Here is a 23,248-nt window from a genome sequence, read left to right on the forward strand (position 1 = left end):
GTGAGCTTGCGAGCCCCGCAGTCACGAGCGAAAAGATGACTCCGCTCGTGCGAGGAGTGAGCTTGCGAGCCCCGCAGTCACGAGCGAAAAGATGACTCCGCTCGTGCGAGGAGTGAGCTTGCGAGCCCCGCAGTCACGAGCGAAAAGATGACCCGCCCGTGGGAAGAATGGGTTTGCGAGCCCGGTCAGCCGACCGGGGCGCTCTTCAGCCAGGACAGGGCCGCCTTGTGGTAGGCGACGGCGAACTCCAGCGCGCTGGCGTCGTACGTCTCGCCTTCCTTCTTGGCGTTCTTGACCTGCTCGCGGACCTTGGCGAGCGCCTCGGTGTGGTATTCGTTGGCCGCGGCCTGGAGGTTCTTGAGCTGGCTGGCGGAGTGCAGGTCGCCGAAGGCGATCCGCAGTGCGATCGGGTTGCGGATCGTGTCCCGCCCCGGGTCCTCCGTCAACCAGCGGGAAAATGTCCGTTTTCCCGCTGCGGTGATCGCGTACGGCTGGCTGGAGCGCGGCCCAGGCTTGCCCATCCGGACGAGACCCCGCTCGGCCAGCACCGGCAGCTCCCGGTAGACCTGACTACGGGTCATCGACCAGTACGGCGCCAGCCGGCGCTCGGCGGCGGCCATCAACTGGCCACCTGTCATGGGGCCCTCATGGAGCAGCCCGAGCAGGGCCGCCGCCGTGGGGTTGACTCCGGAATCCGCCATGCCCATCACGCTGCCACTTTGCTGCCGTGGCGTCCAGGATTTCACGGTTTCGCCACCCGGTAGGGCTTCCTATGTGCACTGTCGGCGCGAGACAGTCCGCGCCGGAGCGCCGATGTCTCAGAGCCGGCTGCGCAGCTCCCACAGCTCCGGGTAGAACCGGCTCTCGACCCGGGAACGCAGGTACGCCCCGCCGGCCGAGCCCCCGGTGCCCGGTTTGGTGCCGATCTGCCGCTCGGCCATCAGCACGTGCCGGGCCCGCCACAGCGAGAACGCCTGGTCGTGCGCGACCAGCGCCTCCGCGAGGTCCCACAGCGGCCCGAACCGCTCCCGGTCGGCGGCGATCGTCGCGTACGCCGCGAAGCGCGCCTCCGCCTCGGAGACGTCGAAGCCGGCCCGGCCGAGCACGGCCAGGAAGCCGTCCCAGAGGCTCGGCTCGGCCAGCCGCCGCTCCAGCCGTTCCCGCTCGACGGCGGGCAGCCCCCGGAACCGGCGCAGGTAGTCCGGGTCCTTCAGGCCGGAGAGGAACTCGATCTCCCGGAACTGGGCGGACTGGAAGCCCGACGCCGGGGCCAGCTTGGTGCGGAAGGCCAGGAAGTCCTGCGGGGTCATCGTGTCGATGACGTCGACCTGGCCGATCAGCACCCGCTCCACCGCGTGGCAGCGCTCCAGCCGCACCCGGGGCAGGTAGGTCTCGCCGGCCAGCATCCGGTCCCGGGCGTCCGTCAGCTCCGCGAGCAGCAGCTTGAACCACAGCTCGTAGACCTGGTGGATGGTGATGAAGAGCAGCTCGTCGTGGGAGGCCGGGTCGGACTCCGGCACCTGCGCCGCGAGCAGGTCGGCCAGCCGCAGGTAGTCGCTGTAGGTGAGCAGGCCACCCTGCTCGCCGAAGCGGGGGTCGTGCGCGGGGGTGGGGTGGGTCACAGCCGCCACGGTACCGCCGCCCGGCCGCCCCCGCCTCTTTCGGTCACGGGTGCGAGGAAGGGCCCTTCCCGTCCGAGATAACGACGGGAAGGGCCCTTCCTGACGCCTCAGCCCATGTGCGGGTACGTGTGGTCGGTCGGCGCGACGAAGGTCTCCTTGATCGTCCGGGGCGACATCCACCGGACGAGGTTGTGCCAGGAGCCGGCCTTGTCGTTGGTGCCGCTGGCCCGGGCACCGCCGAAGGGCTGCTGCCCGACCACCGCGCCGGTCGGCTTGTCGTTGATGTAGAAGTTGCCGGCGGCGTACCGCATCTTCTCGGCCACCGCGTCGACCACCCGGCGGTCGGTCGCGAAGATCGACCCGGTCAGCGCGTACGGCGCGATCGACTCGGCCTGGGCGACCACGTCGTCGAAGCGGGCGTCGTCGAAGACGTGCACGCCGAGGATCGGCCCGAAGTACTCGGTGGTGAACGTCTCGTGCGCCGCGTCGGTGCACTCGAACAGCGTCGGCCGGACGAAGTATCCGACGGAGTCGTCGGCGGTGCCGCCGGCGAGCACGCGGCAGGCGTCGTCGTCGGAGATCAGCTCCAGCGCGGCGGTGTGCCGGTCGAACGCCTTGGCGTCGATCACCGCGCCGCCGAAGTTGCCGAAGTCGGTGACGTCGCCGTAGGTGAGGGACTCCGTGGTGGCGGCCAGCCGGTCACGCAGCCCGCCCTCCCAGAGCGACCGCGGGACGTACGCCCGGGAGGCCGCCGAGCACTTCTGGCCCTGGTACTCGAAGGCGCCCCGGATCAGCGCGGTGTGCAGGGCGTCGACGTCCGCGCTGGTGTGCGCGACGACGAAGTCCTTGCCGCCGGTCTCGCCGACCAGGCGCGGGTAGCCCCGGTAGCGGGAGATGTTCTCCCCGACGGTCTTCCACAGGTGCTGGAAGACCTTGGTGGAGCCGGTGAAGTGGATGCCGGCCAGGTCCGGGTCGGCGAGCACGACGTCGGAGACCTCCTCGCCACGCCCGGTGACCATGTTGATCACGCCGGGGGGCAGGCCGGCCGCCTCGAACAGCCGCATGGTGAAGTGCGCGGCGAACTGCTGGGTCGGGCCCGGCTTCCAGACCACCGTGTTGCCCAGCAGGGCCGGCGCCGAGGGCAGGTTGCCGGCGATCGCGGTGAAGTTGAACGGGGTGATCGCGTAGACGAAGCCCTCCAGCGGGCGGTGGTCGAAGCGGTTCCACACCCCCGGCGAGGACATCGGCTGCTCCTCCAGCAGCTTCCGGGCGAAGTACACGTTGAACCGGAGGAAGTCGACGAACTCGCAGGCCGAGTCGATCTCGGCCTGGATGGCGGTCTTCGACTGGCCGAGCATGGTGGCCGCGTTCAGGGTGTCCCGCCAGGGGCCGGCGAGCAGCTCGGCGGCGCGCAGGAAGATCGCGGCGCGCTCCTCGAACGGCAGGGCCCGCCACATCGGGGCGGCGTCCTTGGCGGCCTTGACCGCCGCGCGGGCGTCCTCGTGGTCGGCGTGCCCGGTGACGCCCAGCACGTGCGCGTGCTTGTGCGGCTGCACCACGTCGATCGACTCGCCGCCGGCCATCCGCTGCTCACCGGCGATGGTCATCGGCAGGTCGATCGGCTCGGCGGCCAGCTCGGCCAGCCGCCGCTGGAGCCGTTCCCGGTCGACACTGCCCGGCTCGTAGTTGCGCACCGGCTCGTTGCGCGGCTCGGGTACGGAGAACACGGCGTCCATCAGGGCTCCTGGCGATCTCGACAGCGGTGGCGAAATCGGACCCGCGGGCACCGGCCGGACGACCGGCGCCGGACGCCGCGGGGGTGGACCGGTCGCGGCGGCGGGACCTCGCCCGATTGTTTCACGGCGCGGCCCTCGCCCCACCCCCACCACCGACCGACCGGGGCGGGCCCGGCGGGCGCGTACGCTGGGTGGCCGGTGAACTGCCGGCCCCGCCGAGGGCCGGGCGTCCGTCGGAGGGAAGAGGATGACCAAGCAGCCCGGCAGCTCCGCCGCCGCGGAGTCGGACCAGCCGGTTCCGGCCGCCGACGCCACCGCTGCCGAACCGGGGCGGGAGCCGGGCCCGGCCGACGCCGACGGGTCGGACCGGCCGGCCGCCGACGGCTACGGGGTCGCTCCGGCGCTCGCGCCCGGCGCACCGGTGCTCGCGCTCCTGGCGCTCGGCTGGCTGACCGCGATGCTCTGGTCGACCCGCGAGGCGATCGAATCGGCGGCCGCCGGAATCACCGCGATCAGCCTCTCCGCGTTCGCCCTGCCGGGGGTGATCTCGGCCGCGCTGGTCGCCGGCGCCGCCTTCGCCCTCTTCGGCGTCGACCTGCTCGCCCGCCGGGGCAGCGACCGGGTGACCCTGCGCTTCGTGGCCGCGATCGGCACCGGCCTGCTGGTGGCGCTGGCCGCCGCGTTCGCGATCAACCTGACGTACGCCGACAACGCGACCACCAACGTGATCGCCGGCACCACCGCCGCCGCGGCGACGATCGGTGGGGCCATCGCCGGCGCCCGCAGCGCGCCCGTGGTCGGTGCCGTGGTCGCCGCCGCCCTCGGCACGCTCGTCTTCGTGGTGGCCTTCAGCCGGGCCCGCGACCCCCTGTTCGACCTCTTCGGCGCCGGCGACAGCCAGGAGTCGCTGCTCACCGCCGCCAAGTGGGTGTCGCGCACCGAGTCGCTGCTCGCCGGCCTGGTGGCGGGGCTGCTCGCCTTCGGCTACCTGACCTGGGCCCGGCGCCGGGCCGCCCGGCGGGAGGCGGCGACGCCCGCGCCGCGCTGGCCGGCGTACCTGCTGGCCGGGGCCGGCCCGGGCCTGCTCCTGCTCCTCGCCGAAGTGATCATCCGGGTCGGCGGGCGCTCCCTGCTCGACCTGGCCGGCGCCCTCAGCGAGGCGGACGCGGTGGCGCAGACCTCGCTGGGCACCTCCCGGGTCGACAACGGCATCTGGGTGCTCTTCGTCGGCGCGCTGACCGCCATGATCGCCTTCGGCCGCACCCTGGGCCCGGCCCACGCCGACGACGACGAGCCGGCCGAGGCCGCCCCCACCCGCTGACGCCCGGCGCCGCCGGCGACGGCGGGGTCAGGAGGCGGCGCGGAGCAGCAGGTCCAGCTCGGAGACGTCGTACCACTCCAACTCGTGGTCCTCGGCCCCGTCGACCGTGAACTGGGCGTCCGGGTCGCCGGCGAGGGCCTCGGTGACCACCTCCGCCGCGGCGGCCACGTCCTCGACCGCGTCGGCGCCGTCCACGTGGATCGCGGCGACGGCGGCGACGGGCACGGGCGCGCTCAGCTCGACCGCGCTGGAGCCCAACTCCCCGTCGCCCCGGCCCACTGCCGAGGCGGGCAGGTCCACCGAGACGACCACGCGTCGGCGGGGCGCGTCGGGATCGGCCCGGAGCAGTTGCAGCGCGTCCTGGGCGGCGCGGGTGAAGGCGACGTACTCCAACTCCTCCTCGTCGCCCTCGGCGTACCACTCGCGCAGGGTGGGGGTCACCGCGTGCGCGGCGGCCACGGGCAGCCCGGGCCCGCGCAGGAGGGTCAGCATCGGGACGGTCGCCGGCACGTACACCCGGACAAGCTCCTCGGTCACCGGTCGTCTCCCCCGCTCAGGTCCTCCGCCGGCCTCCGCCGGTCCGCCGCCGATCATGCCGTACGCCGTGACCGTCATACACCTCGCACCTGCGCGACGGAAGCTCCCGGCCGGTGTGTCACGCCGGACGCTGTCGCCGCAGGGTCCCGTCCGCCGGCTGGGCGACGTCGGCCCTCGGTGGCAAACTGAGCCAAACGACGCCGACCCCGGGAGTTTCCGTGGAACCGAGGTTCCTGCTGCTCTCCGACGTGGCCACCGAGCTGAACGTGTCGGACTCGCAGGTCTACCACATGGTGCGCAGCGGCGAGCTGCCGGCGATCAAGATCGGCGGGCGTGGCCAGTGGCGCGTGGAGCGTGCCCGGCTTGAGGAGTACATCGAGCGCAAGTACGCCGAGACCGCCGAGTGGGTGCGGAGCAACCCGCTGGCCGAACGCGACCCGGAGTAACCACCCGATCGCCCCCAGCCATTGACCATCGGCTCTGCCGTGGCCGAGAATGGAGCCAGTCGAAGGCAAACGTAGGTAAACGCAAGATCATGGGAGGTCCGGATGACCGACTCGCGCCGTCCAGGCCCGCCGCGCCCTCCCGTGCGGCTGCGCCCCGCGCCCTCGTTCGAGCCGCCGTTCGCCGACGACGACGCCGCACACTGGCCCGCCCCGGCGCACGCCCAACTCGTCCTCGACCTGTTCGAGCCGGCCCGCCGCGACCCCGACCGGCCGCCCGGCCGCCGGGCGCGGGTGTCACCCGCCCCGGCGGGACCCGGCCGCGGGCCCGCCGCCCCGCTGCCCCCGGGCGCGCTGGTGACCGCCACCCCCGAGGCCACCCGGGCCGCCCACCGCTTCGTGAGCACCTGCCTGGAGGTGCTCAACGGCTACCGTCCGCCCGGGCAGCTCCGCCCGCTGCTCGACCCGGCCAGGGCGGCCGGGCTGCTGCCCGAGCTGGCCCGCGCCAACGCCCGCTCCGGGCCGGTCCGCCGCCGGTCGACCCGCCCGGCCGTACGGCTGCGTCGGCTGCGGGTCTGCGAGCCGCGCGCCGCCGCCGTCGAGGTGGCCGCGGTGCTCGCCGGCGCGGGCGGGCGCACCTGGGCGATGGCGCTGCGCCTGGAGCACCGTCGGGGCAGCTGGCTCTGCACGGCCCTCCAGGTCCTCTGAAACACGGATCGAGCCGCGGTCGGCGAGGACCGCGGCTCGATTCGCTCCGGCGGGGCGCAGCCCCGCTCACCTGTCGATCAGGCGCCGCCGTTGGGGGCGCCGTGGCAGCGCTTGTACTTGCGGCCGGAACCGCACGGGCACGGCGCGTTGCGGGACGGGCCGTTGCCGGCCTCCGCCTGCCCCGGCGCCGGGCGCCGCGCGGCGCTCGCCGCGACGGCCGGGCCGCGCAGGCCCGTCGCCGGGCGCTGCGGCGCCGCGGGGGCCGTCGTCCCCGGCGCGGCCGGGGCGGCCGGCTCCGGCCGGCCGACGCCGAGCGCCGGCGCCTGCTCGTCGGCGCGCTCGACGGCCACCGCACCCGCGCCGGCCTCGCCGTCGATGGTCGGCGCCGAGTACTGGAGGCCCTGCTGCTGCGGCGACCGGCCCAGGCCCTTGGCCCGGATCTCCACCGGCTTGTCGAGCAGCTGCACCTCCTCGGCCGCGGGCTCCGGCTCGTTGACCTGGACCTCGACGTTGTAGAGGAAGCCGACCGTCTCCTCCTTGATGCCGTCCATCATGGTGGCGAACATGTCGAAGCCCTCGCGCTGGTATTCCACCACCGGGTCGCGCTGGGCGTACGCCCGCAGGCTGATGCCCTCCTGGAGGTAGTCCATCTCGTAGAGGTGCTCGCGCCACTTGCGGTCGATCACCTGGAGCAGGACCATCCGCTCCAGCTCGCGGGTGCCCTCCGCCCCGAGCTGCTCCTCGCGCCGGTCGTACGCGGCGTGCGCGTCCTCCTTGAGGCGGGCGAGCAGGAAGTCCGCGTCGATGCCCGCCCGGGACCCGCCGGCCTCCTCCTCCAGCTCCTCGATCGTCACGCCGACCGGGTAGAGCTGCTTGAGGCTGGACCAGAGCTGCTCCAGGTCCCAGTCCTCGCCGTAGCCCTCGGAGGTGGCCCCCCGCACGTACGCCTCGACGACGTCGTCGATCATGTTGCGGACCTGGTCGGAGAGGTCCTCGCCGTTGAGCACCCGCAGGCGCTCGGCGTAGATCACCTGGCGCTGCTTGTTGAGCACCTCGTCGTACTTGAGGACGTTCTTGCGGATCTCGGCGTTCTGGCCCTCGATCTGGGCCTGGGCGCTCTTGATCTGGCGGGTGACCATCTTCGACTCGATGGGCACGTCCTCCGGGATGTTGAAGCGCTCCATGACCGCCTCGACCGCCCCGGAGCGGAAGCGCTTCATCAGCTCGTCCTGGAGCGAGAGGTAGAACCGGGACTCGCCCGGGTCACCCTGCCGGCCGGAACGGCCGCGCAGCTGGTTGTCGATCCGGCGGGACTCGTGCCGCTCGGTGCCCAGCACGTAGAGGCCGCCGGCGTCGGCGACCTCCTCCGCCTCGACGTCGCAGGCCTGCTTCCACTTGGGCAGGACCTCCTCCATCGCCTTGGCGTACTCCTCCTCGTGCTCGATGGGGTCGAGGCCACGCTGGCGGAGCTCGTTGGCGGCGAGGAACTCGGCGTTGCCGCCGAGCAGGATGTCGGTGCCGCGACCGGCCATGTTGGTCGCGACGGTGACGGCGCCCTTGCGGCCGGCCTGGGCGACGATCTCGGCCTCACGCGCGTGGAACTTGGCGTTCAGCACGGAGTGCGGGATGCCGCGGCGGCGCAGGAGCTGGGAGAGGATCTCGGAGTTCTCCACCGAGACGGTGCCGACGAGCACCGGCTGGCCCACCGCGTGCCGCTCGGCGATGTCCTCCACCACGGCGTTGAACTTGGCCTTCTCGGTCTTGTAGATCACGTCCGGCCGGTCCTGCCGGACCATCGGCCGGTGGGTCGGGATGGTCACGACACCGACCTTGTAGACCTTGTTGAACTCGCCCGCCTCGGTCTGCGCCGTACCGGTCATGCCGGAGAGCTTCTCGTAGAGGCGGAAGTAGTTCTGGAGGGTGATGGTGGCCAGGGTCTGGTTCTCCTGCTTGATCTCCACCCCCTCCTTGGCCTCGATCGCCTGGTGCATGCCCTCGTTGTAGCGGCGTCCGTGCAGGATGCGGCCGGTGAACTCGTCGACGATCAGGACCTCGCCGTCGCTGACGATGTAGTCCTTGTCGCGCTTGAAGAGCTCCTTGGCCTTGATGGCGTTGTTGAGGTAGCCCACCAGCGGGGTGTTCACCGACTCGTAGAGGTTGTCGATGCCCAGCCGGTCCTCGACCTTGGCCACGCCGCGCTCGGTGACGGCGATGGTCCGCTTGGCGTAGTCGACCTCGTAGTCGCCCTCGCCGTCCTTGCCGGGCTGGAGCCGGGCGACCACGCCCGCGAACTCCGTGTACCAGCGGGCGGAGTGCTCGGCCGGGCCGGAGATGATCAGCGGGGTACGGGCCTCGTCGATCAGGATCGAGTCGACCTCGTCGACCACCGCGAAGTTGTGGCCGCGCTGGACCAGCTCGTCCCGCGACCAGGCCATGTTGTCGCGCAGGTAGTCGAAGCCGAACTCGTTGTTCGTGCCGTAGGTGACGTCGCACTCGTACGCGGCGCGGTGCTCGACGGCCGGCCGGTTGGGCAGGACCACGCCGACGGTGAGGCCGAGGAACTCGTGCACCCGGCCCATCCAGGCGGCGTCGCGCTGGGCCAGGTAGTCGTTGACCGTGATGACGTGCACGCCCTTGCCGGAGAGCGCGTTGAGGTAGACCGGCATGACCGAGGTCAGCGTCTTGCCCTCACCGGTCTTCATCTCGGCGATGTTGCCGAAGTGCAGCGCCGCGCCGCCCATCACCTGGACGTCGTACGGACGCTGGCCGAGCACTCGGGCAGCCGCCTCCCGGCACACCGCGAAGGCCTCCGGCAGCAGGTCGTCGAGGGTCTCGCCGTCCGCGAGCCGTTCCTTGAACTGGTCGGTCATGCCGCGCAGCTCGTCGTCGCTGAGGTTGACGTAGTCGTCCTCGATCGAGTTGACGGCGGCGGCGATGGCCTTCAGCCGGCGCACCATACGGCCCTCGCCCGCGCGGAGGACCCTTTCCAGAATCGACACGGATCAACGCTCCCCTAGACAGTCTCGAACCATCGTAGGCGCTCCATCGGCGCGATGGTCACTGGTGGCGGCCCTCCGACCCGGCGAAACCGACATAACTCGCTCGACGCGCGCCGCCTCCGCCGTAATCCGGTTACGCCGTACGCGAACGATCCGGCACGATGGCTCGGGTGGAACCCGTGGAGATCACCGAGGACGGCCTGCTGCTGCGACCCTGGCGGGCGACCGACGCCGACGCGGTGCACCGGGCGTGCCAGGACCCGGACATCCAGCGCTGGACCACCGTACCTCGCCCGTACCTGCCCGAACACGCGCACAGGTTCGTCACCGAGGTGGCCCCGGGGGACTGGGCGGCCGGCACCGGGGCGCCGTTCGCGGTCTGCGACCCCGCCACCGGCGAGGTGCTCGGCTCCTGCGGGCTGGTCTCGATCGACCCCGGCCTCGGCACGGGCGAGATCGGGTACTGGACCGCTCCCTGGGCCCGGGGCCGGGGCGTCACCGTACGGGCCGCCCGGGCCGTCGCGCGCTGGGCCCTCGACACGCGGAAACTGCGCCGGCTGATCTGGCAGGCCGAGGTCGGCAACCACGCCTCCCGCCTGGTCGCACTCCGGACGGGCTTCCGCGTCGAGGGGCAACTGCGGCTGGCCGACCCGGCGCCGGAGGGCGGGCCGGACGGTTGGATCGGCTCGCTGTTCCCCGGCGAAGTGCCCGCCCCCGGCGAGACCGGGCCCGCCGGGCCCGGCACCCTGGAGACCCGGCGGGCCGCCGTCTTCGGCCGCCCCCAGCCCGTCCTCTTCGCCACCGCCGGCGGCGGCGAGCTGCGGCTGCGCCCGATGGAGGAGCGCGACCTCGAATCGGTCGTCGAGACCTGCCGGGACCCGGAGACCATCCGGTGGACCACCGTGCCCGACCCGTACGACCCCGCCGACGCCGAGTCCTACCTGGTCCACTCGCGCGGCACCTGGGCGGCCGGCACCAGCGCCTGCTTCGTGGTCGCCGACGCCGACGACCGGTACGCCGGCTCGATCGACCTGCGGCTCTCCCCCGTCGACCCGCTGCTGGCCGACGTCGGCTTCATGACCGCGCCGGCGAGCCGGGGCCGGGGCTTCATGCCGGCCGCGCTGACCGCCCTCGCCACCTGGGGCTTCACCACGCTGGGCCTGGCCCGGATCGAGTGGCGGGCCAACGTCGGCAACGCCGCCTCGCGCCGGGTCGCCGAGAAGGCCGGCTTCACGGTCGAGGGCACCGCCCGGGGCGGGCTCACGCACCGGGGCGAACGGGTGGACGCCTGGGTCGGCGCGCTGCTCGCCGGGGACCTGACGTGACGCCCGAGGTGATCGACGCCCACGGGGTGCGGCTGCGGCCGTTCCGCCCCGAGGACGCCGCCGACCTGGCCGCCGGCTGCGCCGACCCGGTCAACCTGCGGTTCAACCCGGGCATGCCGGAGCCGTACACCGAGGCCGACGCCCGCTGGTGGATCACCGAGGGCGCCCCGGCGGCCTGGACCGCCGGCGGGGCCGCGTACGCCATCGCCGACCGCGCCACCGACCGGCTGGTCGGCGGGGCGGGCCTCGGCCAGGTCGTGACGCCGCGCCGGCAGGCCGAGGTGGGCTACTGGGTCGCGCCCTGGGCGCGGCGTCGCGGCGTCGCGACCGCCGCGACGCGGGCCCTGGCCGACTCGGCGTTCCGGTGCGGGTTCGACCGGCTGGAGCTGTTGACCCACGCGGAGAACCCGGCCAGCCAGCGGGTGGCGCTCGCCGCCGGCTTCCGCCACGAGGGGGTACGCCGGGCGGCCGGACAGCTCCGCGGCGGCGGCCGGTCGGATCTGATGGCCTGGGTACGCCTCGCCGACGACCCGCCCGGCCCCGCCCCCCGGCTGCTGCCCGGCCTGCCCGACGGCCGGCTCACCGACGGCGTGGTGACCCTCCGCCCGCTCGGCCCGGACGACGTCGACCTGATGTACCACCTGCACACGCTGCCGGAGGTGGTGGCGAACCAGGCCCCGCCGGTGCCGCCCACCCGGGAGGCGATCGCGCGACGCTGCCGGCTGTCGGAGAGCGGGTGGTTGACCGGCAGCATCGCCCGGCTGCTGATCCTCGACGCGACCACCGGCGAACAGGTCGGCAGTTGCGGGATGTCCTACCTCGACGCCGCCGCCGGGGAGGCGAGCATCGGCTACGCGCTGCTGCCCGCCGCGCGGGGTCGCGGGCTGGCCACCCGGGCGGTGCGGCTCCTCGCCGGCTGGGCGTTCGGGCCGGTGGGGGTCGCCCGGCTGACGGCCGCCACCCTGCCCGGCAACGTCGCGTCGCAGCGGGTGCTGGAGAAGGTGGGCTTCCGCCGGGAGGGGCTGCTGCGCGGGCGGCTGCCGGGGCTGGCGGGCACCCGGATCGACGACCTGGTCTTCGGGCTGCTCCCCGACGAACTCCGCTGACCCGCGCCCGGTCGCGCCTCAGGCGGGCGGTGGGCCGGAGGCCCGACGTCCGGTCGGCCGTGGTGGCGGCGCGGGCCGCCACCACGGCGTCGGAGGATCAGAGGGCGAGGGAGATGATGCCGTAGTCGTAGGCGTGCCGCCGGTAGACGACGCTCGGCCGGCCGGACTCCTTGTCCTGGAACAGGTAGAAGTCATGGCCGACGAGTTCCATCTGGAACAGGGCGTCGTCGACGGTCATCGGCTCGGCGGGGTGCACCTTCTCCCGCGCGATGTGCCAGGGCTGATCCTCGTGCTCCTCCTCGACCCGTTCCGCCACGGCCGTGGCCGTGCCGGCGCGGGCGCCGTCGACGGACGCCCCCAGGGGTGCGTCAAGGTCGGCGACCGGCAGGCCGGCGGTGGCGGCGGCGACGGAGAGCGGGGCGTGCCGACCCCGGTGGACGCGGCGGCGGTCGGCCGCCCGGCGCAACCGGGTGTCGAGCTTGGCGATGGCCGCGTCGAGCGCGCTGTAGAAGTCGTTCGTGCACGCCTCCGCCCGGATCACCGGGCCCCGGGAGACGCAGGTGATCTCGACGCGCTGGCAGTGGTCCGCCTGGCGGGGATTCCGCTCGTGAAAAAGCTCGACATCGACACGAATAAGTTTGTGGTCGTAGCGTTCGATCTTTGCGAGTTTCTCCGCTACGTGCACCCGGTAATGGTCCGGCACTTCGACGTTACGGCCCTTGACCACGATGTCCACGTGACCTCCCTAGTTCGGACGGTCGTTCGATCCGGCATCCGGTCGCGCGCATCTGGGGGAGGTCCCACTCGGCGTCGACCGGTCAGTGCGGCTACGCCTCCTTTCACCGCCGGGAGCGGGTGGGAAGACCTCCTACCCCCGACAGGCAAACGCTAACTCCTGTTCGCCCGGCAGTCACCCCCGGTCGCGGAGACGGCCAGAAATTTTTCACACCTCATACACCAACGGGTGAAACGGAAACACGATCGGTTACGACCGGTGCCGTTTCTCGGTCGCGGCGAGCACGGCGGCGACCGTCGGCGACAGCCCGCTCACGGTCAGCGCGCGCGCCACCGCGGCAAGGGTCGACCCCGTGGTGAGGATGTCGTCGAGCACCACGACCGCGGTCCCGTCCGGGGCGGGCGCGACCCGGGGGCGGACCCGGAAGGCGGACTCGGCCGCCGCCGCCCGCCCGGCGCTGTCCAGCGTCACCGAGTCGGGGCGGGGCAGGGCGCGCAGGGGCCGGCGCACCCGCACCGGCCAGCCCGCCCGGCGCAGCCGGTCCGCGCAGTGCCGGGTCAGCCGGCCGAGGTGGTCGCCGTACCGGGCGCGGGCCGCCGCCGCGGTGTCCGGCACCGGCACCAGCGTCACCGGCCGCGCCTCGCCGACCGCCGCCGCCACGACCTCGGCGAGCAGCGCGCCGAGCGGCCGGGCCAGCCCGTGCCGGCCGTGGTCCTTGTACGCGAGCAGCGTCTCCCGCAGCGGGCCCGCGTACGGGCCGAGGGCGACGCAGGGCGGCAGGTCGGGCGGGGCCGGGGTGGGGCGTACCGCCCGGGGCCGCAGCGCGTCCAGCGCCGCCACGCACTCCGGGCAGACGCCGTGCCGCAGCCCCGGCCGGCGTTCCCGGCAACCGGCGCACTCCACCGGCAGCACCATGTCGGTGAGGTCCGACCAGAGCCCGCCGAGGCCCGGCATCAGTAGAGGAAGAAGGGGGCGGTCGGGTTGCCGGCGCGCGTCCCGGTCGAGGGCGGCGACACCTGCACCTGCTCGGGCTGGATCCGCTCGAACGGAGCGCTGCCGTACGCCACCCCGTTCGCCTCGTACATCGCCGCGCCGCGCGGCACCTCCGTGTTGGCCGGGTACGCGGCGAGGTGGGTCACCCGGGCGCCGATCTTGTCCTCCACCCGGGTGTCCCGGGTGCCGTCCACACTGACCTCGTAGACCGCCGGGCGGCCGACCTCCCCCGCGAGGAGCAGCTTGTCCTCGCTGTACCAGTCGACGGCCGACAGGCCGGTCAGCCGGGTGGGCAGCCGACGGGCCGGGCCGAGGGTGACCCCGCCCTCGGTGGGGCTCAGGGCGGCGACGTAGAGCGCGCCGCCGGCGATGACGGCGATCCGGTGCCCGTCCAGCGAGGCGGCCACCGCGGTCACCGTGCCGGAGACGCCCAGCGACACGGGGGTGAGTTGCGCCTGGGCGTCGAACCGGTAGAGAGCGCCGTCGGCGACCACCAGCCCGGCCGGCTCGCCCCGGTCCGTCGAGCGCAGCCAGACCGGCCGGCCGATCGTGCCGTAGCCCTTCGCGCTGCGGTGGAAGACGGCGACGGGGTCGAGCCCGGCGCCGACGGACAGCCACTGGCGGCCGGCTTCCGTGACCACCAGTGCCGCCCGGATCTGGTCCTCGGCGCGGCTGAGCCCCGCCGTCACGACGTTCCTGTTCTCCTCGGCCGCCACCGGCACCGTGACGATCGTTCCGGCGGCGTCGGACAGCGGGTGGACGGCGCCCTCGTAGACGCAGAACCGCTGGAAGCCGCCGCCGACCCGGTACACCGGGTTCGCCTGCCGGTGCGCCTCCAGGTCGGGGATGTCCTTCCGGGGCTGGGTACGGATCTTGATCTCGAGCTGCCCGTCGACGTCGGGCAGCGACCAGGCGAGCTGCGTGGCGAGCTGCTCCAGGCGGACCTTCTCGTCCGGCATCTCCAGGTCGACCTCCCAGCGGCCCTCCGTCCGGGTGGCGTTGTTGATCAGGCGGGTGCCGTCCGGCAGCCCGGTGACCGCGGAGCGCAACCAGAGGGAGGGGCCGGCGGTCAGCCACTTCACCACCTCGCTGACCAGCCGCTCGTCGGGCACGGCGAGGGGCAGGTAGCGTTGGTCGGGCACCAGTCGGGTGCGGCCGGAGTTCCAGAAGTAGATCGTCCGGCTCTGGTAGTACGCCTCGAGTGCGTCGACGCTGAGCAGCAGCACGTTCGGCGGGTTGGCCACGAACAGGCCCGGCTCCCCCTTGCCCTCCTGCCCGGGCGGGATGAGCAGCTCGAACGTGTACGACGTGGTGCTCGTCTCCGGCGGGGCCAGCGTGCCGTCGGCCCGCAGCTGGCCGACCTGCTGCACCTTGAGGGTGACGTCGGTCTTCTCGGGGCCGGCGACGATCACCGGATCCTCCGTGAGCCGGACGACGGTCAGCGCGACCTCGCTGCCCTCCTTCACCTGGAGGCGGTCCTGGTCCTCCGGGGTGATGAAGTTCCGGACCCGCTGGTAGGCGCGGTCCGGCTCGCCCGCCGCGGCGGAGAGGAAGTTCTTGACGAACTGCTCCGGGGTGCTGCCGCTCGCGCTGCGATTCGGGGGCTCGCCCCGGATGCCGCTGGTGGAGCCGGCCTCGGCCGCCGGCCCGGCGCCCTCCACCCGGACCTCGGTGTTGGCCGGGATGCCGCAGCCGGCCGTGCCAGCCAGCAGCAGTGCGCCGCCGAGCACAGCGGCGAGCAGGTGCCGCCTCACGATCCCACCTCCGCGCGTCCCCCGGTCCCCTGCCGTCCCGGCCCGGCGGCCACCACGCCGTCGGCCGGGCCGATCGCGAGCACGCCGCCGCTGCCCGGGCCGATGGCCAGCAGCCCGCCCTCGCGGGGGCCGCCGAAGGGCAGGGCGGCGTCGGCCGGGACCAGCCGCAGCGGCGAGGTGGTCAACCGGTCGCCGGCGCGGGCCGGCAGGGTGAGCCGGAACTGGGCGCCCTGCCCGGGCGCGCCCCACGCCTCCAGCCAGCCGCCGTGCAGCCGGGCGTCCTCCAGGCTGATCGACAGCCCCAGCCCGGTGCCGCCGGTCTGCCGGGCCCGGGAGGGGTCGGCCCGCCAGAAGCGGTTGAACACCAGCTTCTCCTCGCCCGGCTTGAGACCCACCCCGTGGTCGCGGACGGTGATCGCGACGGCCGTGTCGTCCATCCCCAGGGTGATGCGCACCGGCTTGCCCTCGCCGTGCTCGACGGCGTTGCCGACCAGGTTGCGCAGCACCCGCTCGACCCGCCGCGGGTCGACCTCGGCGATCACCGGCGTGGCGGGCACGTCCAGCTCGATGGGCACCCCGACCCGCTCGGCCAGGCCGGCGAGGCGGTCGGCCACCCGGTGCACGACCGGCACCAGGTCGGTCGGCTCGGCATCCAGCATCGCGAAGCCGGCGTCGAAGCGGCTGATCTCCAGCAGGTCCGTGAGCAACTCCTCGAAGCGGTCCAGCTCGGCCTGGAGCAGCTCGGCGCTGCGTGCCACCGCCGGGTCGAACTCGTCCCGCTCGGAGAAGATCAGGTCGGCGGCCATCCGGACCGTGGTGAGCGGCGTGCGCAGCTCGTGCGACACGTCGGAGGTGAAGCGGCGTTGCAGCCGGGACATCTCCTCCAGCCGCAGGATCTGGCGCTGGAGGTTGGTCGCCATCTGGTTGAACGACGCGGCGAGCAGGGCGAGGTCGTCCTCGCCGTTGACGGCCATCCGCTGGTCGAGCAGGCCGGCGGAGAGCCGCTGGGCCGTCCGGGCGGCCACCCGCACCGGGGTCACCACCAGCCGGGTGACCAGGCCGGCGAGCAGGCCGAGCAGGATCACCAGGGCCGCGCCGGTGGCGACCACCGTCGCGCGGGCGTCGGCGGCCGTCTCGTCCTGCCGCGTCAGCGGCACGAGGTAGTAGAGCTCCACCTGGCCGAACTTGGTGGGCACGGGCGAGCCGTAGACCAGGTATTTCGTGCGCTCGCCGTCCAGCCGGCCGGTGCGGATCTGGCTGGCCATCTTGCCCCCGGCGACCGTGGCGCGCAGCTCGCGGCTGATCAGCGGCCGGACGTTGACCGCGGGCGAGGAGCGCGGCTGGATCACGCCGGTGTGGTTGTCGGCGGTGAGCGCCACGATCACGCCGGTGGTCTGCTGCGGGTCACCGCCGGCGAGGTAGTTGACCGTGCCGTCGACGGTCTCCTGGAAATGCACGTCCTGCGGCTGGTTGTAGAGACCGAACTGCTTGGCCGCGTACGCCGCGCCGCTGTCCAGCCGCACCCGCACGTCGGTCTCGACGTTGTCCACCAGGATGCTGGTGATCTTGTCGGCGATCAGGTAGGCGAAACCGCCCACCAGCAGGCTGGACGCGACCAGTGTGATGGTCACCACCCGCAGCTGCAGCGACCGCCGCCAGGTCTGGTGCAGCCCGGCCAGCAGGCGCGCGGACCGGCCGCTCACGCCGCGCCACAGCTCCCGCACGGCGGCGGCACGCCGGTGCGGAGCTGTCGGCTGGGGGTCCGGAATCGGGGAGGTGGCCACAGTGTGACCAGGCTATCCGGTGCCCGCCTTGTAGCCCACGCCCCGCACGGTGAGGATGATTTCCGGTCGCTCCGGATCCGGCTCGATCTTGGCGCGCAGCCGCTGCACGTGCACGTTGACCAACCGGGTGTCCGCGGCGTGCCGGTAGCCCCAGACCTGCTCCAGCAGCACCTCGCGGGTGAACACCTGGCGCGGCTTGCGGGCGAGCGCCACCAGCAGGTCGAACTCCAGCGGCGTCAGCTTCACCTCCTCGCCGTTGCGGCTGACGGTGTGCGCCGGCACGTCGATGGTGATCTGGTTGCCGGGCGGCCCGATGGTCAGCATCTCGGGGGCCACGTCCTCGCCGCGCCGCAGCCGCGCCCGCATCCGGGCGACCAGCTCCTTGGGCTTGAACGGCTTGACCACGTAGTCGTCGGCCCCGGACTCCAGGCCGAGGACCACGTCGACGGTGTCGCTCTTGGCGGTCAGCATGACGATCGGCACGCCCGACTCGGCCCGGATCGACCGCGCCACGTCGATGCCGCTCATGCCGGGGAGCATGAGGTCGAGCAGGACGATGTCCGGCCGGTTCTCGCGGAACGCGGCCAGGGCCCGCTCCCCGTCGGCGACGAACGAGGGCAGGAACCCCTCGCTGCGCAGGACGATGCCGAGCATCTCGGCGAGCGCGGGGTCGTCGTCGACCACCAGTACCCGGGCTCTCATGGGGTTAATGTTTCCATCCCGTTCAGTTTCGGTGGGATCCGCGTCACCCGGCACGGTACTGCCGTGGGACGTCGCCGCCCAGCAACCGACGCCGGCGTCGCCGCCCCGGCGTGCGGGTCCACCCGATCGGACCGCGCGTGTCACCATGATCCCCGCGTGCGCCGTCACGCGCCACCGTCGCCCGTCCCCAGGAGTACGCGTGCCCGACGCCGGCCCGACCGCCGTGCTCCCGCGCCGCCCGCTCACGGTCGGCGAACTGCTGGACTCCGCGGTCCTGCTGCTGCGCGGCCAGGCCCGGGTGCTCGTCCCGCTCGCCCTCGCCCTGGCCGTCGGCGAGCAGCTCCTGCTCTACCCGCTGCGGCTCGCCGCCGACGTCGAGCCCCCCGTCTGGTTCGTGGAGTTCGATCACTTCGGCAGGTACTGGCTGCTGCTGGCCGTCGGCGCGGCGACCGAGGCGATGATCATCACGCTGCTGGGCAACCCGGCCGCCCGGGCCGCCGGCGGCGCGCTGTTCGGCCGTACGGTCGGGCCGCGCGAGGTGCTCCGTCCCGCCGGCGCCCGCTGGGGCGCCACGGTGCTGCTCACCGCCCTGGTCGGGCTGGTGATGTGGGTGGCCGCGCTGTTCGGGCCGGCCTGGTTCATCGGTTTCGCCCTGCTCGGCGCCGTGGCGCCGGCGCTGGTCGTCGACCGGGTGCACCCGCTGCGGGCCCCGCTGCGCGCCGCCACCCTGGCCGTACGCGGCGGCGGCCGGGCCGGCGGGATCCGGCTGCTCGGCTACCTGTCCTGGTGGATCGTCCGCCTCGGTCTCGGCATCGGCGTCTACTACGGGCTGGACGCGCTCGACCTGGTCGACCGGGCCTGGGCCCCCTGGCTGTCGCTGGCCGTGTGGGCGGGCGTCAACAGCGTCGCGTACCCGGCGCTGGCCTGCCTCGACGCGGTGCTGCACCTGGAGACCCGGATGCGCACCGAGGGGCTGGACATCCGCCTCTCCCGGGCCCGGACGGGCACGCCGGAGGCCGTTCTGCTGGCGGCCGACCGATGAGCTTCAGCCGGTGGTGGACCGAGACCACGGCCGCGCTCGGCGACCGGGTGCCGCTGCCCCTGGCCGCGCTGCTGCTGGTGCTCGCCGCGGTGCTGGTGGCGGTCGGCTGGTACGCGTACCCCGCCTGGGTGCCCCGCCGGCTGCCCCGACTGCCCCGGCTGCGTCGACGCCGCCGGAAGCCCGGGCCGGTGGATGCCCCCGCGCCGGTCGTACCCGCGCCGCGCGAGCCGGAGCCGGAGTTGCCGGCCGCCGCGTACGTCTCCCTCGCCGACCGGCTGGCCGCCGAGGGCCGGTACGCCGAGGCCGTCCGGGAACGGCTCCGCGCGATGATCCGCGAGATGGTCGCCCGGGGGGTGCTCCAGCCGCAGCCCGGCATGACCGTCGTCGAGGTGGTGCGGGCCGCGACGGCCAGCCGTCCGCAGGTCGGCCCGCCGCTGGGCGCAGCCGGGGCGATCTTCTCCGAACTCTGGTACGGCCAGCGCCCCGCCTCGGCCGAGCACGACCGGCGGATGCGGGAGCACGCCGCCGACCTGGACCGGCTGCTGACCGGCCGACCCGAGGACGGGCCACGACCATGAGCGCACAGGTCACCGCCGCAGAGCCGGCCCCGAAGGCCGGCGCCGCCCCCCGGCGACGTCGCCGCCGGCACCGGCTGCTGATCCCGTTGGGCCTGGCCGCGCTGCTGCTGACCACCACCCTGGTCACCCACGCGGTCGACCAGCCCGATCCCAGCGACCGGGGGTTCCTCTCCCCCGTCGCGACCGGGGACGACGGCGGCAGCCGGCTCGCCGAGGCGCTGCGGGAGCGGGGCGTCACGGTGCAGCGCGAGACGGACACGCTGCGCGCGCTGCTGGCCGCCCGCGGCGGGCCGGCCACGCTCTTCGTGCCCGCGCCGGCGCTGCTGCACCCGGACACGGTCTTTGCGTTGGGCTCGCTTCCCTCGGCCACCCGGCTGGTGCTGGTGGACCCGCCGCGGCGGGTGCTGGACGCGATCCCGCTGCCGGTGGAGCCGGCCGGCCGGCGGTGGGCCGCGCAGGCGGTGGAGCCCGACGCGCGGGGCCTGCCCTGCCCGATGCCCGAGCTGCGCCAGCTCGGACGGGCGGCGGTCGGGCTGCAACGCTACGCGGTCACCCCGGGCGGGTCGGCGCCCGTGCAGTTCTGCTTCGACGGCGGGCTCGCCCGGCTGCTCCGGGTCCCCGAGAGCGTGGTGGTGGTCGGCGCCAGCGACCCGTTCCGCAACGACCGGATCGACGAGTGGGACAACCGGGCGTTCGCCACCGCGCTGCTCGGTGCGACGGGCCGGGTGGTCTGGCTCGACCTGGACGGCCAGGCGCCGCCGCCGACCTTCGGCTCCGGCAGCAGCGGCAGCCCGGCCTGGTCGCCCACCCCGGGCGGTTCCACCGAGTACGGCGGGCCGGGCGGCGGTCGGCCCGGCGGCCCGGGCGACGGCGACGGGCGGCCCGGCGGCCCGGGCGGCCCGGGCGGCGGCTCCGACGACGACGGTGACGACTCCCGCGCCGACGGCTCCGACCCGCCGAACCCGCTCTGGTCCGCCTTCCCCGGCTGGTTCTGGGCGCTGTTGGTGCAGCTCGCCGTCGCCGCCCTGCTGGCCGCGCTCTGGCGGGCCCGCCGGCTCGGCCCACCGGCGCCGGAGCCGCTGCCGGTGACGGTCCGCTCGGCGGAGACGGTGCTCGGCCGGGCCCGGCTCTACGAGAAGGCCGGCGCCCGGGACGCGGCCGCGCGGACGCTGCGCACCGCCGCCCGGGACCGCCTGCTGCCCCGGCTGAACCTGCCGCCGACCGCCCCGCCCGCCGAGGTGGCCGCCGCGGTCGCCGCCCGCACCGGCGACGGCCCCGGGCGGACCGAGGAACTGCTCTACGGCGGCGCGCCCGACACCGACCAGGACCTGCTGGAGCTGGCCCGCGCGTTGGACCGGCTGACCCGCACGGTCGCCCCGCACCCGGCCGACGGGCCGCCGACCGAGGCGCACGCCGCGCGCCCGACCGAGGCGCACCCCGCGCCGCACCCCGCGCATCCGGCCGACGCGCACGCCGTGTCCGACCCCGCCGACGGGCCGCCCCCGGCAGCCGCACCGCACCCGCACCGACCCGAAGGAGACCCTCGGTGACCCGACCCGCCGGAACCGCCGATCCGCTGCCCGCCGGCCCCGCCGACCCCCGGGCCGCCCTGCACCGGCTGCGCGCCGAGGTCGCCAAGGCGGTCGTGGGGCAGGACGCGGTCGTCACCGGCCTGGTGATCGCCCTGCTCTGCCGTGGGCACGTGCTGCTGGAGGGCGTGCCGGGCGTGGCCAAGACCCTGCTGATCCGCACCGTGGCCACCGCGCTCGACCTGCGGTCCAAGCGGGTGCAGTTCACCCCGGACCTGATGCCGGGGGACGTGACCGGCTCGCTGATCTTCGACCCGCACACCGCCGCCTTCACCTTCCGCGAGGGGCCGGTGTTCACCAACCTGCTACTCGCCGACGAGATCAACCGGACGCCCCCGAAGACCCAGTCGGCGCTGCTGGAGGTCATGGAGGAGCGACAGGTCTCGGTCGAGGGCGACCGGCGTCCGCTGCCCGACCCGTTCATCGTCGCCGCCACCCAGAACCCCATCGAGTACGAGGGCACCTACCCGCTGCCGGAGGCGCAGCTCGACCGGTTCCTGCTCAAGCTCACCGTGCCGCTGCCCAACCGGGAGGAGGAGCTGGGGGTGCTCCGCGCGCACCACGCCGGCTTCGACCCGCGCGACCTGACGGCCGCCGGCGTACGGCCGGTGGCCAGCGCGGCCGACCTGGCTGCCGCCCGGGCGGCGGTCGGCCGGGTGCACATGGCCGAGCCGCTGTTCGGCTACATCGTCGACCTGTGCCGGGCCACCCGCAGCACGCCGGCGCTGGAGCTGGGTGCCTCGCCCCGGGGCGCGACCGCGCTGCTCACCACCGCCAAGGCGTGGGCCTGGCTGGCCGGCCGCGACCATGTCGTCCCGGACGACGTGAAGGCGGTCGCCCGGCCGACGCTGCGGCACCGGCTGCGGCTGCGCCCCGAGGTCGAGCTGGAGGGCGTCGGCGTGGACGCGGTGCTGGACACGGTGCTGGCCACCGTGCCGACGCCGCGATGACCTGGCGGGCGGCGCTCCTGCTGGCGGCGGGCGCGCTGACCCTGCCGGCCTGGCCGGCGCCGTTCGTCGGCCTGCTGGTGATGACCGGCGGGGTGCTGCTGCTCGTGCTGGTCGACCGGGCGCTGGCCGCGCCGCCGGGGGCGCTCGCGGCGACCCGGGAGGGCGACCGCGCGGTACGGCTCGGCGGCACCGCCACCGTCGCGCTGCTGCTGCACAACCCCACCGGCCGTACGCTGCGCGCCCGGATCCGCGACGCCTGGGTGCCCTCGGCCGGCGCCCGCCCCGACGTGCCCCGGGCGCAGCTCGTGCGCGTCGAGCCGGGCGGGACGGTGGCGCTGCCCAGCCGGCTCACCCCGCTCCGGCGGGGCGACCGGCCGGCGGTGGCGCTGACCGTGCGCTCGTTCGGGCCGATGGGGCTGGGCTTCCGCCAGCGCTCCGGCCGCCCGGCCACCCCGCCGTGGACGCTGCGCGTGCTGCCCCGCTTCGACTCCCGCCGGCACCTGCCGGAAAAGCTGGCCCGGCTGCGCGTGATCGACGGCACCCAGGTCAGCCGGGGGCGCGGCCAGGGCACCGAGTTCGACACCCTCCGCGAGTACGTGGTGGGCGACGACGTCCGGTCGATCGACTGGCGGGCGAGCGCGCGCCGGGCCGACGTGCTGGTGCGGACGTGGCGGCCGGAGCGGGACCGCCGGCTGGTCTGCGTACTGGACACGGGCCGCACGTCGGCGGTGCGGGTCGGCGACGAGCCCCGGCTGGACACCGCGATCGACGCCGCGCTGCTGCTCGCCGCCCTCGCCGCCCGCGCCGGTGACCGGGTCGACCTGCTCGCCGCCGACACGACGGTCCGGGCCACGGTGACGGGCACCGGCCGGCCGGCCCTGCTCTCCCGGCTGGTGCACGCCCTCGCCCCGCTCCAACCGGCGCTGGCGGAGACGGACTTCGACCTGATCGCCGGTGAGCTGCTGCGCCGGCAGCGCCAGCGCAGCCTGGTGGTGCTCTTCACCGCGCTGGAGGCGGGCGCCCTCGGCGAGGGGCTGCTGCCGGTGCTCCCCCGGCTCGCGGCCCGGCACAAGGTGGTGATCGCCGCGACGCACGACCCGGTGCTGACCGCGCTCACCACGGCCGTCCCGCAGCGCCCCGGCGACGCCTACGCGGCGGCGGCGGCCTGGCGGGCACTGGCCGAACGCGACCGCGTCCGCGCCGCGCTGGGCCGGCACGGGGTGACGGTCGTCGACGCCCCGGCGGGCCGCCTGGCCCCCACCCTGGCCGACACCTACCTGCGCCTCAAGTCCCTCGGCCAGCTCTGATCCCCCGGGCCGGTCG

20 protein-coding genes are annotated in these 23,248 nt (G+C 74.5%); 10 read left to right on the plus strand and 10 right to left on the minus strand.

Translation table 11 applies throughout. The annotated features are described in order from the left end of the window. Positions 1-185: 185 nt before the first annotated feature. The 3 genes from ABZ793_RS10695 to pruA form a co-directional block, all read right to left on the minus strand. Positions 186-701 (minus strand): PadR family transcriptional regulator, encoded by a 516-nt coding sequence (locus tag ABZ793_RS10695; protein ID WP_350685626.1) that lies wholly within the window; start codon positions 699-701, stop codon positions 186-188. A gap of 117 nt (positions 702-818) precedes the next feature. Next, a complete protein-coding gene (locus tag ABZ793_RS10700; protein WP_350703156.1) occupies positions 819-1,622 on the minus strand; it encodes a tryptophan 2,3-dioxygenase family protein in 804 nt (267 codons plus the stop codon). A gap of 107 nt (positions 1,623-1,729) precedes the next feature. Beyond that, a complete protein-coding gene (gene pruA, locus ABZ793_RS10705; protein ID WP_357455118.1) occupies positions 1,730-3,358 on the minus strand; it encodes an L-glutamate gamma-semialdehyde dehydrogenase in 1,629 nt (542 codons plus the stop codon). A gap of 247 nt (positions 3,359-3,605) precedes the next feature. Between pruA and ABZ793_RS10710 the strand changes: the two genes are divergently transcribed. Further along, positions 3,606-4,679, plus strand: a complete 1,074-nt coding sequence (locus ABZ793_RS10710; protein WP_357455121.1) for a hypothetical protein — start codon at positions 3,606-3,608, stop codon at positions 4,677-4,679. Between the two features lie 27 nt (positions 4,680-4,706). Here the strand turns inward: ABZ793_RS10710 and ABZ793_RS10715 are convergent, their stop codons facing one another. Continuing rightward, positions 4,707-5,216, minus strand: coding sequence for a hypothetical protein (locus ABZ793_RS10715; RefSeq protein ID WP_357455124.1), 510 nt, complete (start codon positions 5,214-5,216; stop codon positions 4,707-4,709). Between the two features lie 218 nt (positions 5,217-5,434). On the opposite strand from ABZ793_RS10715, the gene ABZ793_RS10720 reads away from it, so the two are divergent. Together ABZ793_RS10720 and ABZ793_RS10725 are read left to right on the plus strand one after the other, a co-directional pair. Further along, positions 5,435-5,662 carry a helix-turn-helix domain-containing protein gene (locus ABZ793_RS10720; protein ID WP_350685633.1) on the plus strand — a complete coding sequence of 76 codons (228 nt, stop codon included), beginning with the start codon at positions 5,435-5,437 and terminating at the stop codon, positions 5,660-5,662. A 102-nt stretch (positions 5,663-5,764) separates the two neighbouring features. Then, positions 5,765-6,367, plus strand: coding sequence for an Rv3235 family protein (locus ABZ793_RS10725; RefSeq protein ID WP_357455127.1), 603 nt, complete (start codon positions 5,765-5,767; stop codon positions 6,365-6,367). A 77-nt stretch (positions 6,368-6,444) separates the two neighbouring features. Here the strand turns inward: ABZ793_RS10725 and secA are convergent, their stop codons facing one another. Continuing rightward, a complete protein-coding gene (secA, locus tag ABZ793_RS10730) occupies positions 6,445-9,366 on the minus strand; it encodes a preprotein translocase subunit SecA (protein ID WP_357455130.1) in 2,922 nt (973 codons plus the stop codon). A 161-nt stretch (positions 9,367-9,527) separates the two neighbouring features. Between secA and ABZ793_RS10735 the strand changes: the two genes are divergently transcribed. Both ABZ793_RS10735 and ABZ793_RS10740 read left to right on the plus strand, forming a co-directional pair. Then, entirely contained in the window at positions 9,528-10,691 is a 1,164-nt protein-coding gene (locus ABZ793_RS10735) for a GNAT family N-acetyltransferase (protein ID WP_357455133.1), read from the plus strand. Further along, positions 10,688-11,797: a GNAT family N-acetyltransferase gene (locus ABZ793_RS10740; RefSeq protein ID WP_357455135.1), complete on the plus strand. Its 1,110-nt coding sequence runs from the start codon at positions 10,688-10,690 to the stop codon at positions 11,795-11,797. The genes ABZ793_RS10735 and ABZ793_RS10740 overlap by 4 nt, the downstream gene beginning before the upstream one ends. Positions 11,798-11,894: 97 nt before the next feature. On the opposite strand, the gene raiA is transcribed toward ABZ793_RS10740, so the two are convergent. From raiA to mtrA, 5 genes are all read right to left on the minus strand, one after another. Beyond that, positions 11,895-12,533: a ribosome-associated translation inhibitor RaiA gene (gene raiA / locus ABZ793_RS10745; protein WP_350703171.1), complete on the minus strand. Its 639-nt coding sequence runs from the start codon at positions 12,531-12,533 to the stop codon at positions 11,895-11,897. A 249-nt stretch (positions 12,534-12,782) separates the two neighbouring features. Next, complete coding sequence (locus ABZ793_RS10750) at positions 12,783-13,487, minus strand: ComF family protein (RefSeq protein WP_357455138.1); 705 nt, start codon at positions 13,485-13,487, stop codon at positions 12,783-12,785. Then, a complete protein-coding gene (locus ABZ793_RS10755) occupies positions 13,487-15,280 on the minus strand; it encodes an LpqB family beta-propeller domain-containing protein (protein WP_357455141.1) in 1,794 nt (597 codons plus the stop codon). Before ABZ793_RS10755 ends, ABZ793_RS10750 begins: the two co-directional genes overlap by 1 nt. Then, positions 15,277-17,064, minus strand: coding sequence for an MtrAB system histidine kinase MtrB (mtrB, locus tag ABZ793_RS10760; protein ID WP_357455144.1), 1,788 nt, complete (start codon positions 17,062-17,064; stop codon positions 15,277-15,279). Before mtrB ends, ABZ793_RS10755 begins: the two co-directional genes overlap by 4 nt. Before the next feature lie 12 nt (positions 17,065-17,076). Continuing rightward, on the minus strand, positions 17,077-17,766 hold the full coding sequence (gene mtrA / locus ABZ793_RS10765; RefSeq protein WP_089001893.1) for an MtrAB system response regulator MtrA: 690 nt from the start codon (positions 17,764-17,766) through the stop codon (positions 17,077-17,079). 199 nt (positions 17,767-17,965) lie between these two features. Here mtrA and ABZ793_RS10770 point away from each other — a divergent pair, with 199 nt between their 5' ends. Genes ABZ793_RS10770 through ABZ793_RS10790 form a run of 5 tightly spaced genes read left to right on the plus strand, consistent with a single transcriptional unit; the run spans position 17,966 to position 23,232 of the window. After that, entirely contained in the window at positions 17,966-18,808 is an 843-nt protein-coding gene (locus tag ABZ793_RS10770) for a hypothetical protein (protein WP_357455147.1), read from the plus strand. Further along, entirely contained in the window at positions 18,805-19,386 is a 582-nt protein-coding gene (locus ABZ793_RS10775; protein WP_357455150.1) for a DUF4129 domain-containing protein, read from the plus strand. The genes ABZ793_RS10770 and ABZ793_RS10775 overlap by 4 nt, the downstream gene beginning before the upstream one ends. Next, positions 19,383-20,936: a DUF4350 domain-containing protein gene (locus ABZ793_RS10780; protein WP_357455153.1), complete on the plus strand. Its 1,554-nt coding sequence runs from the start codon at positions 19,383-19,385 to the stop codon at positions 20,934-20,936. Before ABZ793_RS10775 ends, ABZ793_RS10780 begins: the two co-directional genes overlap by 4 nt. Beyond that, entirely contained in the window at positions 20,933-21,925 is a 993-nt protein-coding gene (locus ABZ793_RS10785) for a MoxR family ATPase (RefSeq protein ID WP_357455156.1), read from the plus strand. The genes ABZ793_RS10780 and ABZ793_RS10785 overlap by 4 nt, the downstream gene beginning before the upstream one ends. Beyond that, positions 21,922-23,232 carry a DUF58 domain-containing protein gene (locus ABZ793_RS10790; protein WP_357455159.1) on the plus strand — a complete coding sequence of 437 codons (1,311 nt, stop codon included), beginning with the start codon at positions 21,922-21,924 and terminating at the stop codon, positions 23,230-23,232. The genes ABZ793_RS10785 and ABZ793_RS10790 overlap by 4 nt, the downstream gene beginning before the upstream one ends. Positions 23,233-23,248 lie beyond the last annotated feature (16 nt).

Origin of the sequence: Micromonospora sp. NPDC047465 (assembly GCF_040643125.1) — a bacterium.
In the GTDB taxonomy this organism is placed as follows: domain Bacteria; phylum Actinomycetota; class Actinomycetes; order Mycobacteriales; family Micromonosporaceae; genus Micromonospora.

What these genes read in the sequence shown, in the direction of transcription:
- ABZ793_RS10695 (WP_350685626.1), bottom strand. Translation starts at nt 701, where the DNA reads ATGGCGGATTCCGGAGTCAACCCCACGGCGGCGGCCCTGCTCGGGCTG.
- pruA (WP_357455118.1), bottom strand. Translation starts at nt 3,358, where the DNA reads ATGGACGCCGTGTTCTCCGTACCCGAGCCGCGCAACGAGCCGGTGCGC.
- ABZ793_RS10710 (WP_357455121.1), top strand. Translation starts at nt 3,606, where the DNA reads ATGACCAAGCAGCCCGGCAGCTCCGCCGCCGCGGAGTCGGACCAGCCG.
- ABZ793_RS10725 (WP_357455127.1), top strand. Translation starts at nt 5,765, where the DNA reads ATGACCGACTCGCGCCGTCCAGGCCCGCCGCGCCCTCCCGTGCGGCTG.
- ABZ793_RS10735 (WP_357455133.1), top strand. Translation starts at nt 9,528, where the DNA reads ATGGCTCGGGTGGAACCCGTGGAGATCACCGAGGACGGCCTGCTGCTG.
- ABZ793_RS10750 (WP_357455138.1), bottom strand. Translation starts at nt 13,487, where the DNA reads ATGCCGGGCCTCGGCGGGCTCTGGTCGGACCTCACCGACATGGTGCTG.
- mtrA (WP_089001893.1), bottom strand. Translation starts at nt 17,766, where the DNA reads ATGAGAGCCCGGGTACTGGTGGTCGACGACGACCCCGCGCTCGCCGAG.
- ABZ793_RS10775 (WP_357455150.1), top strand. Translation starts at nt 18,805, where the DNA reads ATGAGCTTCAGCCGGTGGTGGACCGAGACCACGGCCGCGCTCGGCGAC.
- ABZ793_RS10780 (WP_357455153.1), top strand. Translation starts at nt 19,383, where the DNA reads ATGAGCGCACAGGTCACCGCCGCAGAGCCGGCCCCGAAGGCCGGCGCC.
- ABZ793_RS10790 (WP_357455159.1), top strand. Translation starts at nt 21,922, where the DNA reads ATGACCTGGCGGGCGGCGCTCCTGCTGGCGGCGGGCGCGCTGACCCTG.